10 protein-coding genes are annotated in these 13404 nt (G+C 55.2%); 2 read left to right on the top strand and 8 right to left on the bottom strand.

Annotated elements, in window-relative coordinates:
- Window positions 1-140 precede the first annotated feature (140 nt).
- Window positions 141-1187, top strand: coding sequence for a DMT family transporter (locus tag ABIE64_RS10265; protein ID WP_354377353.1), 1047 nt, complete (start codon window positions 141-143; stop codon window positions 1185-1187).
- A 9-nt stretch (window positions 1188-1196) separates the two neighbouring features.
- On the opposite strand, the gene ABIE64_RS10260 is transcribed toward ABIE64_RS10265, so the two are convergent.
- The gene (locus ABIE64_RS10260; RefSeq protein ID WP_007089773.1) at window positions 1197-1748 is read right to left on the bottom strand and encodes a thermonuclease family protein; all 552 of its coding nucleotides are present in this window, start codon (window positions 1746-1748) and stop codon (window positions 1197-1199) included.
- Window positions 1749-2059: 311 nt separating this feature from the next.
- Between ABIE64_RS10260 and ABIE64_RS10255 the strand changes: the two genes are divergently transcribed.
- Complete coding sequence (locus tag ABIE64_RS10255) at window positions 2060-3274, top strand: YuxH family protein (RefSeq protein ID WP_354377352.1); 1215 nt, start codon at window positions 2060-2062, stop codon at window positions 3272-3274.
- Here ABIE64_RS10255 and ABIE64_RS10250 read toward each other — a convergent pair.
- The 7 genes from ABIE64_RS10250 to ftsA all read right to left on the bottom strand — a co-directional run bounded on the left by ABIE64_RS10250 (window position 3271) and on the right by ftsA (window position 13272).
- Window positions 3271-3663, bottom strand: a complete 393-nt coding sequence (locus ABIE64_RS10250; protein WP_063095085.1) for a hypothetical protein — start codon at window positions 3661-3663, stop codon at window positions 3271-3273. The two genes, ABIE64_RS10255 and ABIE64_RS10250, sit on opposite strands and share 4 nt — an antisense overlap.
- Window positions 3664-3697: 34 nt before the next feature.
- Window positions 3698-5767 carry an NAD-dependent DNA ligase LigA gene (ligA, locus tag ABIE64_RS10245; protein ID WP_503012847.1) on the bottom strand — a complete coding sequence of 690 codons (2070 nt, stop codon included), beginning with the start codon at window positions 5765-5767 and terminating at the stop codon, window positions 3698-3700.
- A gap of 91 nt (window positions 5768-5858) precedes the next feature.
- Window positions 5859-7529 (bottom strand): DNA repair protein RecN, encoded by a 1671-nt coding sequence (recN, locus tag ABIE64_RS10240; RefSeq protein ID WP_354377350.1) that lies wholly within the window; start codon window positions 7527-7529, stop codon window positions 5859-5861.
- 225 nt (window positions 7530-7754) lie between these two features.
- Window positions 7755-8579, bottom strand: coding sequence for an outer membrane protein assembly factor BamD (locus ABIE64_RS10235; RefSeq protein ID WP_007089768.1), 825 nt, complete (start codon window positions 8577-8579; stop codon window positions 7755-7757).
- 222 nt (window positions 8580-8801) lie between these two features.
- Window positions 8802-9770 carry a UDP-3-O-acyl-N-acetylglucosamine deacetylase gene (lpxC, locus tag ABIE64_RS10230; protein WP_354377349.1) on the bottom strand — a complete coding sequence of 323 codons (969 nt, stop codon included), beginning with the start codon at window positions 9768-9770 and terminating at the stop codon, window positions 8802-8804.
- Between the two features lie 310 nt (window positions 9771-10080).
- Window positions 10081-11766 carry a cell division protein FtsZ gene (ftsZ, locus tag ABIE64_RS10225; RefSeq protein WP_354377348.1) on the bottom strand — a complete coding sequence of 562 codons (1686 nt, stop codon included), beginning with the start codon at window positions 11764-11766 and terminating at the stop codon, window positions 10081-10083.
- A gap of 255 nt (window positions 11767-12021) precedes the next feature.
- The gene (ftsA, locus tag ABIE64_RS10220; RefSeq protein ID WP_007089765.1) at window positions 12022-13272 is read right to left on the bottom strand and encodes a cell division protein FtsA; all 1251 of its coding nucleotides are present in this window, start codon (window positions 13270-13272) and stop codon (window positions 12022-12024) included.
- Between the last annotated feature and the right edge of the window lie 132 nt (window positions 13273-13404).

Here is a 13404-nt window from a genome sequence, read left to right as displayed (position 1 = left end):
TATCTGCAATCCAAAACACATATGAACCGGCTGATATGTCGTTAGATATAGCAAATCCTGATATCTGATAACATTTAATTCGAATTGAATAATGGCTAAGCGCGGCAGATAGTTAAGGCCAAGAGAGACCGGAGACAATAATGACAAAACCATCCGCGCCATTTGCAGCCAACACCACGGCAAAGCCGTCGGGGTCGGCGCTGACCCTTGTATTGCTATCCACCGTGGCATTCGCGATGAAGGGGCTTTTGGCGAAATACGTTTATGCCACCGGCATGACGGTTGATGGTTTGTTGCTGCTGCGCTTTTTGATCGCGATGCCGTTTTTCTGGATCGGTGTTTATCTGTTTGGCAAACACCGGCCGGGCGAACGCACGATGAAGCCGGTCGATATCCTTTGGGGTGCGCTTTATGGCGGGCTGTTCTTTGCTGCTGCCCTGTTTGATTTTACCGCCGTGTCGGTCATTGATGTCACCGTCTCGCGGATCGTGCTTTTTACATTCCCGGCCATCGTTCTGATCCTTGAATGCCTGCATAAGTGGCGGCTTCCTCCCTTGCGCCAGTTTGTCTGCTTTGTCGTCACTTATATCGGGTTGGTACTGGTTCTCGCCCCCAACGGGATCGGTGCTGTTTCAGATCAGCTTTGGCTGGGGGCTTCTTTGGCGTTTGCCTCGGCCCTGACTTATGCCTGTTACCTTTATTTCGGGCAGCGGATGATTTCGGTCATTGGGTCAATGCATTTTGCCGCCATGGTCAATACCATGGCAGGTGTATCAATGATCATCTATGAACTGATCGTCACCAAGCCGCTAAATCTGAATGTCGATGGGGTTTTGTGGACCGCGGGCATTTCGATCTTCTGCACCGTGATCCCGTTCTTTCTGCTGTTTGAAGGTATTCGGCGGATCGGGGCGACACAGGCCGCACTGATTTCGCTTTCGGGCCCTGCCATGACATTCTTTGCTGCCTGGCTACTGCTGGGCGAAGTTCTGACCACGGCACAAGCCCTTGGCTTTGCTATCGTCATTGTTGGTGTGGCATCGATCAAGAATGGTGTGACACTGGCCGGTCTTGGCAGGTTACTGGCCCGTCCGTTCTTTTCGGCAACCGGTCGTGGTTCGGGGGATGTCAACGCGACAGACACAGACGGCGAACCGGCTGCTGGTGCATCTGGCAAAGGCGCCTGACAGCGGCCTTTATTCGTCACGTTGCCAGCGGCGGACTTCGGTTTGATGTTCCGGCAACCTTTCTCCGCGTCGCCACAGCAGCGGGTCGATGAACTGCCCGGCCCATACCCCTGAACGACTTTGGCGTGCGCTGTTTTCAGCCGCAGCATAAGATGGCATTTCGTCGGTCCGTGCCACGGCCATGCCGCGTGCAATCATGCTTTGGCCGATATCAATCCCGTTGGCATTGCGACAGATCGCCATGTTGCGATGGTACCGGTTCTTGCCCTGCACCTTGCAGGTAATTGGCCCGGCTGCAATCAAATTGGTAACGACCTGCCATGCATCCGCACCGCATGCCGTGGTTTGACCATTCATGATGCACCGCTGAAACCGTTCAAGCGCGTCCGCCCCCCAAAGATCAACGCGTTTGAAACCAAACTCCAGCGTGTCGCCATCAACCGCACGCGCCTTGCCAACCAGTTCATCGAAATCGGGGTCGGCTAGTGCCGGACTCGCGACGAACAAGGCCGTAACCGTTCCCAGAACAAGCATGGTTTTGAAGAAATGCATCGGACTCATGGTTTATCTGACTGTGTGATCGGCCAAGTATCTATCGTGTGCTGTCTGTCGACAGAAATCAAAGAAAGTGTTGGTTCAGGCGGCAGTTGAGTACGAATCTTAAGTGACTGATCGTCAATTCAAAGTCATGTGCCCGGTCAACCATTACTTGACATGGACACATTAGATTCCGTAGAGATATGTACTATATTAAAGTATAGAATAACTCTTGACCTGTGCCTAGCACGATCCAATTCACAGACCGGGACGCTAAAGGAAGTCGCGATCAACAGCGACACATACAATGAAGTTGCATCGTTAGGGGTCCTTGGATGAATAGAACAGTCCCGAAAGAGTTGCTCGCCAGTATTCAGAAATCCGGCCTTCATAAACCTGACCATTGCGCGTTCGTTCTTGATTTTACAAGTGTGCCGACAACACGAAGCCGGACGGTTTTTTGTTCATTTGTCCGCTACTTTCAATATGGCTGTCTGCAAAACCTGACGCCGCGCATTTTATCAGACCACACATTCGTCCTGACGATGCCCAACGACCAGCGCAGCCGAATGGAAGAACTGGTCGAAAATGTAAGAACATTTTTGCTGGCACGCCGATATGGCGGCCTTGACTGCAAGGTCTTCGATCTTAGTGAGGAAGCATCTGCTTTTGCGCTCTGCTGTGTCGGTCATATGCGGGCCATCACACGCGAAAATGCCGAAGAATTCCTCGATTTCTATCTGGCACCGCCAAAAAACGTCACCCAGCTTGGGCAACTTGTCGAAATCGAGCGGATCATTGGCCAGGCTGACATCTCGATGCATATTCGCAGCCAACTGATCTGGGAATTGCTGCCGGAAAGCACGCCTGCGCTTGCCGGTGAGGAGTTCTGGGTTTCTATTGCCGCGATGGAAGAAATCTCGGGCAAGGAAATCCTCAACGATGAATGGATGTTCGCGCGTTTTACAGAGCTTCTGGATAACCGGGTTCTATCCTACGTCACCAAGGAAAACTATACGGGTGATGTCGCGCGGTTTCTGAACCTGAATCCTGTGGCTGTTGTCAGCGCCAATTTTCAGCGAATGATCAAAACCATTCCATCCCGTCAGCTTCGCAAGTTAACGGTGGAAATCCCGTTGCTGATGTGGCGAAACAATCCCAAAGTCCGTCAGGGAATTCTGTCACGTTTTCAAAGGCATGGCATTCGACTGGCCTTTGATCGTGTTCCGCTGTCGCGGTTGACACAGCTTCTGGCCAAGGAAACTGAAATCGCCGACTTCATCAAACTGCATGTGGCGGATTGCGAACCCGATGAAATCCGGCAGACACTTGACCAATGTTCGCCCGATCTGATCAATAAAATAGTTTTCTGCCGCTGTGAGACAGTGGCGCAGATCGAAGCCGGTGTGCAGGCAGGCGTTTCATACTTTCAAGGGTATGGATTGGCAGGTTTTCTTGATGCGCCCGTTGAAATTGAACGGGTACTGGGCAAAGCCACAGCGAAAGATCTGCCCCGTGCGCGTCTGACCCTGGGGCGTGCGCGCGCCTAATACAGGTCGCTGTATCGGATCTCGTCAAGCTGGGCAAAAACGATTTTCCATGTCTCGTCCTGTTTGAGCAGGGCAAAGGCATAATCACAATCAAAGATCAGATTGTTTTCCGAATTGCCGAACCGGAACGACACGATGGCGCGCGATCCGCCGGGCAGGGCGGAATGCTGTTCGACCAGCATCGATTTCGCCATCGCCAGATCGGCATTTTTCAATTCATCAAAAAACGACTGATTGTATTTATGCAGATCCTCCACCGAGCCGATGGCATGAACCCCCATCAGGTCATTGATCAGGCACGGGAAGTGATAGAACGCATCAAGGGCGTCTGCTTCGAATTTAAGATGTGCATCGGCATAGCGGCGAAAAAAGCTGCCAAGGTCTTCCATAGGATACGTTTTCCTTCCGCTTTGCCCGCGCTGATCAATTGGCGATCAGATCAAGCCATCCTTGTTCATCCAGAACAGTAACACCTAATTCTTCTGCTTTCTTTAATTTGGAGCCCGCACCCGGTCCTGCAACCAGAAAATCGGTTTTTGCCGATACCGAACCGGCTACTTTCGCACCAAGGCTTTCGGCTTTGACCTTTGCCTCGTTACGCGAAAACAGTTCCAGCTTGCCGGTAAAGACAACCGTTTTGCCGCTGACGGGGCTGTCGGTAACCTGCGGGGCTTCGACATCTTCGACGGTCAGAACGGCCTGAAGGTCATCAAGAACATCGCGGTTATGTTCTTCTGCCATGAATTCAATCAGGTCATGGGCCACACTGGGGCCGATCTGATCGATATTGATCAGATCACGCAACGCGTCACTATCGGGCGTTCCGGCATCATTCATCGCTGCGCGCCATTCCGTGATCGATCCGTAATGCCGCGCCAGAAGCTTTGCCGTCGCCTGACCGATCTGGCGGATGCCAAGGGCATAGATAAACCTGTCCAGCGGCACGGTCCGCCGTTCATTGATGCTGGCAAACAGCTTTTCGGCCGATTTATCGCCCCAGCCTTCAAGCTTTCGAAGGGCGTCCCCGTGCTTTTCCTCGATCCGGAAAATATCGGCAGGTGATTTGACCCAGCCGAGGTCAAAGAACGCCTCGATATGCTTTCCGCCCATGCCTTCGATATCGAACGCATTGCGCGACACAAAATGTTTCAGTCGTTCAACCGCCTGTGCCGGACAGATCAGCCCGCCGCTGCATCGTGTGACGGCTTCGCCTTCTTCGCGCATGGCGTGGCTGCCGCATTTCGGGCAGGTTTCCGGGAAGTCATAGGGCACGGCGTCATCGGGCCGTTCATCAGTAATGACCTCGACCACCTGCGGGATCACATCACCAGCCCGCTGAATGACGACAAGGTCATTGACCCTTACGCCGAGCCGTTCGATTTCGTCGCGGTTATGAAGGGTCGCGTTCGAGACCACAACGCCGCCAACCGTGACGGGTTCAAGCCGCGCAACCGGGGTTAGTGCGCCAGTGCGCCCAACCTGGATATCAATCGCCTTAACGCGGGTGCGGGCCTGTTCGGCCGGGAATTTATGGGCAATTGCCCAGCGCGGTGACCGGCTGACAAAGCCAAGCCGCAACTGCAATTCGAAGTCGTTGACCTTATAGACAATGCCGTCAATGTCGTAATCGAGTTCGGCCCGTTGATTGCCGAGTTCCTCGTAAAACGCCATGATCTCGTCGGTGTTGTGCAAAAGCGTCGTGTGGGGATTGGTGACAAAGCCCCAACCCTTGATCTTGCTGATGAAATCCCAATGCGTCTGCGCAAGACTTTCGGACAGTTCGCCAAAGCTGTAGGCAAAGAAACGCAGCGGGCGTTTGGCGCTGATGGTCGGGTCAAGCTGGCGAAGCGACCCGGCGGCGGCATTGCGCGGATTGGCAAATGTTTTACCACCTGTTTCGGTCTGCGTTTCATTCAGCTTCTGGAAGGCCGAACGCGCCATGTAAACCTCGCCACGGATTTCAACGACGTCGGCCGGTGCATCTTCGGGCAGGATTTTGGGGATGTCGGTGATATGGGCGACATTGGCGGTGACGTCTTCGCCCTCTGTCCCGTCGCCACGCGTTGCAGCGCTGACCAGTTCACGGTTTTCATAGCGCAGCGATAGTGACAAACCATCGATCTTGGGTTCGCCAACGATTTCGACTGGGCTGTGCGCCGTCAGGTTCAGGAAACGGCGAATACGGGCCAGAAAATCAACAATGTCCTCGCGCGAAAATGCGTTGGCAAGCGACAGCATCGGACGCGCATGTTTGATCTTGGCAAAACCATCGGCCGGGGCGGCACCAACTTCCTGCGTCGGGCTGTTCTTCTTGAGCGTCGGATAGCGTGCTTCAAGTTCGATCAGTCGATTGAACAGTGCATCATATTCCGCATCGGGAACCAGCGGTTCATCATTGATATAATACGCTTCGTTAAAGCCGCGAATACGGTCGGAAATTTCGGCATGCTGCCGGCCTGCCTCGGTCCGGGTTTCGGGCATGTCGGGGACAATGGACGAGGTTGACCCTTGTTCGGCGCTCATATTTCTTTTTATCCGTATTCAAGCGGCTGGAACGGGCAGGGAAAATACCCTGTCAAACGTTCTAGCGGGGTTGGTCTAACAGGCTGTCTGCCGCAGCACGGGCTTCGGCGGTGATCGAATGTCCGGCCAGCATCCTTGCGATTTCTTCGCGTCGGGCACCATCGACCAGCTCATTCACACGCGTCACCATGCTGCCGTCATTTTCGCTTTTGGCAATATTGAAGTGGGTGCGTCCACGTGCGGCGACCTGTGGGCTGTGCGTGATGACCAGGATCTGGCGTTCTTCGGCCAGCAAATGCAGGCGTTCGCCAATCGCAGCCGCCGTCGCTCCGCCAACACCACTGTCGACTTCATCAAACACAAGGCTCGGCACCGCGGAAACCCGCGCCAGAACCACCTTGAGTGCCAGCAGGAAGCGCGAAAGCTCGCCACCGGACGCGATCTTGTTCAATGGTCCGGCCGGACTGCCGGGGTTGGTGGCAACCATGAACTGGACGCGATCAATCCCGTCGATACCCCATTCGTTTTCTTCCAGTTCGGCAATGTCGGTAACAAACCGCGCCTTTTCCATACGAAGCGGCGGCAGTTCACCGTTAATCGCGGTATCAAGGGTCTCGGCCGCGGCTTTGCGTGCGCCATGAAGCTTTTGCGCGGCATCGATAAAGGCGGCCCGATGTTCGGCAACGGCAGCGGTCAGGCGCGACAATTCCTTTTCGCCAAACTCAAGCTGATCGATCTGGCTGCGGTATTCCTTCATCAGGCCATTCAGCCCATCAACCGGTACATTGTATTTGCGCGCGGCCGCGCGCAGCGCAAACAGCCGTTCCTCAACCGTTTCCTGCTGCCCGGTATCGACATTCAGGTCAGCAAGGGTGACCGATATCGCACGCGATGCTTCTTCAAGTTCGATGGCGGCACGGTCCAGTGCCTCGATGATCGGTTCAAACCGGCCTTCGGCCTTTTGCAATTCGCGTTCAAGATGGCGCTGTGCACTGCGAAGCGCACTTTCGGCACCCTTGCCGCGCGAAAGTTCGCCCGCGGCATCATTCAGGGCTGCAACAAGCTTTTCCCCATGCATCAGGAACTGGCGTTCCTCGGCAAGGCGTTCTTCCTCGCCTTCTTCAGGGCCAAGCTTTTCAAGTTCGTCAACCGCGTGGCGCAGCCATTCTTCTTCTTCGCGCGCCTTGTTGATGCGGTTGGTCGCCGCTGTCAGTTCCTTTTGCGTATCGCGCCATGCGCGCCACTGATCGCGCACCGTAAGTGCCAGACTGCCAAGATTGCCGTGCGCATCAAGGGTCGCGCGATGTGTTGTCGGATCCAGCAATCCGTGCTGGTCAAACTGCCCCTGAATTTCGACACAGTAATTGCCGACATCGCGCAAAAGGCCGACCGATACCGACTGATCATTGACATAGGCGCGCGACCGCCCGTCCGAGGTGACAACACGACGCACCACCAGTTCGTCGTCCTCAACCTCGATATCCTGTTCGGCCAGAAGCCTGTAAACCGGATGACCGGCGGGCAGGGTGAAGGTTGCGGTAACGCTGCATTTGTCCGTGCCATGTCGGACAAGGCCGCTATCGGCGCGTGCGCCAAGTGCCAGCCCCAACGAGTCAAGCAGGATCGATTTCCCGGCACCGGTTTCCCCGGTAAGCACACTAAGCCCGTCGCGGAAATCAAGGTCCAGCTTGTCGATCAGAACAACATTTCGGATGCTAAGCCGTCGGAGCATTGCGGGATACTGACATTGTTAAAACAGGTGCGATCGTGCCCGTCAGGCAGCGTCGCGACAAGCAGAGTGCCCAATCACAGCGCGCCTTGCAAGCTTTGGCAGAACGCAAAATCTGCCGCATCCCTGTGTGCCGCAGGAAAGAGCGAAAAATGTTGAAAAACAACTGACAAGAAATCGGTGTTCCTGATGCGTTCTCGTGTCGGAAGTCACGCGACGCGTCAAGAATCAGAACCAGTCACCAAGGGCGGTGGTGGTCGAATGCCACCAGCTTTCTCCCTCGCGGGTGTTTATGCCGTCACCAACCAGAAGATCGTATGATTCCTCATACCACGGACTGCCCGGGAAGTTATGACCCAGCACCGACGCGGTGCGTTTGGCTTCGCCTTCAAGACCAAGTGCCAGATAGCTTTCGGTCAGGCGCGCTAGTGCTTCGGGGACATGGGTGGTGGTCTGGTATTTGTCGAGGACCATTTTAAACCGGTTGATCGCAGCCAGATATTCACCACGATCCTGATAATAACGGCCAACACTCATTTCCTTGCCAGCAAGGTGGTCAACCGTCAGATCCTTTTTCAGTTTCGCGTCACGCGCATACTGGCTGTCGGGGAAACGGCGGATAACGTCATCAAGCGAATCCATCGCATGCTGTGTCATCTGCTGATCGCGGCCGACGTCGGAAATCTGTTCGTAATAGGACAATGCTTTCAGGTAATAGGCGTATGGCACATCCGGGTTTGCCGGATGAAGCGAGATAAAGCGATCAAGGGCTGTGATCGCGTCGTCATACTTGTTGTCCTGATAATAGGCATAGGCCGACATCAGGGTCGCCTTGGTCGCCCACACAGAATAGGGGTGCTGGCGTTCAACCTCGTCAAAGGCCTCGGCTGACTTCTGGTATTCCTTGGCGTCCAGAAGGTCCTGCGCGCTGTTATAAAGTTCGGAAACCGGGCGTTCGACATATGCCGGTTTGTCGTCGCTGGAGCAGGCTGCAAGAAGCAGGGCCAGACCACAAGCAGCAATAACATTCTTGGCGGAAGCCTTACGAAGCACTGTGACGTTTCCTTAAGCTTTGTGACGCGTTCAGGCGGAATTTTCCGGACTATACCATGCCTGTACGGGCATAGGGCAAGGGGTTGTGTTACCCCGCAGGCACTTTTCTGCATCGCGGTCGGAAACCGGATCGCGGTTTCACAAGCCGTGATTGGGAAACGCAATAAAAAAGCGGCCCCCAGGGACCGCTTTTTGCAAACAAGATCATATCAAAAAAGCTTCTCAAGCCGTTGCGAGCGCACGGGCTTCAACCGCATGAAGGGCCGATTTGCGCATTGGCACAACGCGCCACGCACTTGCATCGGCAAACAGCGCCTTCAAAAGCAGGTTGTTGACATGGTGACCGGATTTATATGCCGTCACTTTGCCCTGCAACTGCTTGCCGGCGGTGTAAAGATCGCCAAGCGCGTCAAGAATCTTGTGACGGACGAATTCGTCGTCGTAACGAAGACCTTCTTCGTTCATGACTTCGTCGCCCGAAAGGACAACGGCGTTATCAAGCGAACCGCCCCGTGCAAGGCCCATCGACCGCATGGCTTCGACTTCGTGCAGGAAGCCGAAAGTCCGTGCACGGGCGATATTGGCAACAAACACGCCATCGTCGAATTTGACCGACATGCGCTGATTGTTGATTGCCTTGCTGGCGAAATCGATTTCGAAATCGACCTCAAAGCCATGCCCCGGTTCGATCCGCGCGGTGCAGCCCTTGTATTCGACTTCAACCGGTTTCAGAACCTCAATTACCTGACGCGGTGCATCCTGTTCCTCAATCCCGACGCAATCGATCAGGAAGTTGAACGGTGCCGAACTGCCATCCATAACCGGCACTTCGTCGGCATCAATATCGATCAGAACGTTGTCGATGCGTTGCCCCGCAAGGGCGGCCATCAGATGTTCGATGGTGCCAATCTTGATCCCGGCATCCCTGTCGCCAAGGCAGGTGCAAAGCTGCGTATCGATCACACCATCGTAACGTGCCGGAAACAGCGGCTGGCCATCCAGATCCGTGCGGCGGAATACGATACCGTGATTTTCAGGTGCAGGGTGAAGGGTGATGCGGATTTTATGACCTGAATGAAGCCCGACACCGGCACAGCCGATGGGTGCTTTAAGGGTCCGCTGACACACGACATCATGATCAGATGCGCCCGAATGCGAAAGGGCAGCGCTGAGGTCTGCAATTTTGTTCACGGGAACCCCCAAAAGTCAGGTCAGTCAAGTTTGTCAATGAATGCGCCCTATCGGCGCTTGAGGTATGAACCCCATTTCTTAGTTTCAGACCCTACAGGCGCTGTGACAAGAGAACAAATCACTCTTTGTTACGCTTTGTAAATGGGATAAGTAGCTGATAAATAAAGAAATAATGTGAAAAATCTGATCGAATATCATTTCACGTTACGCAGAGGCAGATGTTTGGATGACCGGGCCGCATTAAAAAACTTGGACCGCATTAAAAAAGGGGAAGGCCAAAGCCTTCCCCTTCTTCGCGCGGAGAATGTCGTCAGTTGGCCTGACGACGCAGGAAGGCCGGAATTTCCAGAAGGTCGTCAGACGCATTCGACGTCTTGACGCGGGAAGCTGGATCCGCCTTCAAGGACTGGTTTGCATTCTCGCCAAGCGACATTTCGGTCTGGCGCGGTGCCGGAGCCTGCGGCTGCGGGTGTGCCTGACGCGGTGCCGCGTGGTGAGACTGTTCTGAATGGTCTTCGTTACCGCCCTTGTTTTTACCAAACAGGGTCCGCAGACCAAAGCGCGGCGGGGTTGCGTTCTGGGCATCTGCTGCTTCGAACACATCCGGGCTGTGATTTTGTTCTGCGTCGCTCGGACGGGCCGGGCGCGGCGGGATAAAGGCCATGTCACCGTTTTCTTTCGGCTTTTCGGCCGGGGTGAAATGCTGTGCCGGACGCGAAACCGGCTTCGGTTTCAGAACGGTCTGACCCAGTTCGATCGAACCGGTATTGTTGCCAGCAGGCTGATTGCTCAGTTCCGGCTGCTGGGCGCTGCCGGTTGCGGCAAAACGTTCTGCCGGAATTTCGTCGATTGATGCACCGCCCTGATAACCATCATGCCCATTTGCAATGGCGGCGTCCGCGGCGCTGGCGACGGCGGCTGCCGCACCATGCTGACCAAAGGATGGGGTTGCCGGTTTTGCGGCCTGCTCGGCCGGTTTGACCGGGGCAACCGAAACGGTGGTCGGCTGCGGACGACGGACTTCCTCGGCATCGATACCGGTGGCAACCACGGAAACGCGCAGTGCGCCTTCGATGGTCGGGTCGAACGTCGAACCAAAGATGATGTTGGCTTCCGAAGCAACTTCCTCGCGAATACGGTTCGCGGCTTCGTCGACTTCGTAAAGGGCCATATCCATGCCGCCGGTGATGTTGATCAGGACCGCACGTGCGCCCTTCATCGAAGCATCTTCCAGAAGCGGATTTGCAATGGCGGCCTCGGCGGCCTCAAGGGCACGTTTTTCACCCGTGGCTTCACCGGTGCCCATCATGGCTTTGCCCATCTCGCTCATGACGGTGCGAATGTCGGCAAAGTCAAGGTTCACAAGGCCCGGGACCATCATCAAATCGGTGATGGAGCGCACGCCGTTGCGCAGAACGTCATCAGCCATCTGGAAGGCATCTGCGAATGTGGTTTTTTCATTCGCGACCCGGAACAGATTCTGGTTCGGAATGATGATCAGCGTATCAACATATTGCTGAAGCTGCTCGATCCCCTGTTCGGCAGTGCGCATACGGCGCGTGCCTTCGAAATGGAACGGTTTGGTAACGACCCCAACCGTCAGAATGCCGGCTTCCTTGGCAGCACGTGCAATGACCGGGGCCGCACCGGTACCGGTACCGCCGCCCATGCCCGCGGTGATGAACACCATGTGGCTGCCTTCAAGCTGGGCCTGAATGTCTTCGATGGATTCTTCGGCGGCCGCACTGCCCGCATCGGGACGTGCGCCAGCACCCAGACCCTGGGTGATTTTGCGACCAAGCTGCATCTTGCGTGCGGCTTTGCTCTGGCTCAGGGCCTGTGAGTCGGTGTTGGCAACAACAAAATCACAACCTTCAAGTTCGGATGCGATCATGTTGTTAACGGCGTTTCCGCCAGCGCCACCGACGCCGATAACGGTAATCTTCGGTTTCAGGTTTTCTTCCGTTTCAGGAACGGAAAAATTGATCGTGCTCATTGTTTGCTCTTCCTCTCCGCGCTTTAGAGCTTAAGATCGGCGCGGCCTTCCCGTTGCCACGCTAAGTCTCAGGTGTCCCCCGGACATTAGACCTTGGCATTCGTTTTAGCGGGCAAAGAGTTATTGCCGTATTAATAACAATGGAAGATTTCGAAAATTATCGCGTTTTTTTCGCGAAATAATTTTCGCGTTGCGTAAAACGCCTTTCCTGCCGGATCGGGCAGGCCGCGAAAAGCCTTGGAACGGACAGGGAAACTAGAAGTTTTCCTTGAACCATGCGCCAAGTCGACCCCAACGCCCACCCGATTGACGGATTTGAGCCATTGCTTCGCTAAGCGGATCGTTCTGCTGCTGAAGGGCGCGCAACAACAAACCTGCACAGGCCGAAAATGCCGGGCCGGCTGTGGCTTCGGCAAGACCTGATACCCCGTGCGGTGTGGCAATGGTGGCCGGGCGTTCGAACATCTGGCTTGCCAGATCGGCAATCGCGTTAAGCTGGCTGGCACCACCCGTCAGAACGATGGAACGGCCGCCGATCTGTGACAGGCCATGCTCGTCCAACTGATCGCGAATCAACTCAAACGTTTCTTCAAGGCGCGGTTTGATGATGTTGATCAGCATCGAACGCGGCACGTGATTGACGTTGTTTTCGTCTTCATCGCCGATCACAGGGACCGCCAGGATTTCCTGATCGTCGGATGGCGATGTCAGCGCGCTGCCATGCAGTGTTTTCATGCGTTCGGCATGATTAAGCGATGTATTGAGCCCATAGGCGATATCGCGCGTCACATGGGCCCCGCCGACCGGTACGGTCGCGGTATAGATCACCTGTCCACCGTGGAAGACGGCAACGCTTGTGGTGCCGGCCCCCATATCGATGACAGTCGCGCCAAGGTCGCGTTGATCGGCAGTCAAAGCCGACAGGCCCGATGCCAGCGGGGTGACGACCGTTTCCTCGATCCTCAGATGGCAACGCCCCAGAAGGGTTTCCAGATTGCGAAGCGGGGCGGTCTGGGTGCGCACAAAATGCAGATCAAGCCCGACGACAGACCCGTACATGCCGCGCGGATCACGAAGACCTGTGGCGGCATCGACCCTGAAGCCCAGCGGCACGGTGTGGATCAACTCGTCACCCGCCTGGCGCAGAACGGCGTCCTTCTGATCGTTCAGTTTACGGATTTCAAGATTGCCAATCGGACGCGATCCCAGCGGCAGTTCAACCGTGTGGGTTTCTGATTCCGGGCTGCCGCCTGACAGATTGACGATGACGGAATCAATCGTGTGGCCTGCCATTTTCTCGGCCGCATTCACCGCCGCAAGGACAACTTCCTGTGCAGCATCTAGATTGGCAATTGACCCGCTTTGCAGCCCCTTGGACATGTTATGTCCGATGCCGATGACTTTCGGGGCTTCGCCCTTTTCACGGCGGGCAATAAAGCAACAGACCTTGGACGTGCCGATGTCCAAGGCCGCGATCAAGCCTGATCTGGTTTTGCTGCGTGCCAATTGAATGCTCTGAACTTTTTTAAAAATTATGATCTGATTTCTGTCCGCCAGATCTTATGCCGGTTTTCGCCCATAAGCTGTTGCAAATTGGTTAAGGCAGGGGCGCGTTATTCGGTATTTTCCAAAGCTGTG

The organism is Thalassospira sp. MBR-102 (assembly GCF_040549275.1).
GTDB classification, from domain to species: Bacteria; Pseudomonadota; Alphaproteobacteria; order Rhodospirillales; family Thalassospiraceae; genus Thalassospira; species Thalassospira xiamenensis.
Note: the sequence above shows the minus strand (reverse complement) of the source record. Positions and strands in the feature narration are given on the sequence as shown.

What these genes read in the sequence shown, in the direction of transcription:
- ABIE64_RS10265 (WP_354377353.1), top strand. Translation starts at nt 141, where the DNA reads ATGACAAAACCATCCGCGCCATTTGCAGCCAACACCACGGCAAAGCCG.
- ABIE64_RS10260 (WP_007089773.1), bottom strand. Translation starts at nt 1,748, where the DNA reads ATGAGTCCGATGCATTTCTTCAAAACCATGCTTGTTCTGGGAACGGTT.
- ABIE64_RS10255 (WP_354377352.1), top strand. Translation starts at nt 2,060, where the DNA reads ATGAATAGAACAGTCCCGAAAGAGTTGCTCGCCAGTATTCAGAAATCC.
- ABIE64_RS10250 (WP_063095085.1), bottom strand. Translation starts at nt 3,663, where the DNA reads ATGGAAGACCTTGGCAGCTTTTTTCGCCGCTATGCCGATGCACATCTT.
- recN (WP_354377350.1), bottom strand. Translation starts at nt 7,529, where the DNA reads ATGCTCCGACGGCTTAGCATCCGAAATGTTGTTCTGATCGACAAGCTG.
- ftsZ (WP_354377348.1), bottom strand. Translation starts at nt 11,766, where the DNA reads ATGAGCACGATCAATTTTTCCGTTCCTGAAACGGAAGAAAACCTGAAA.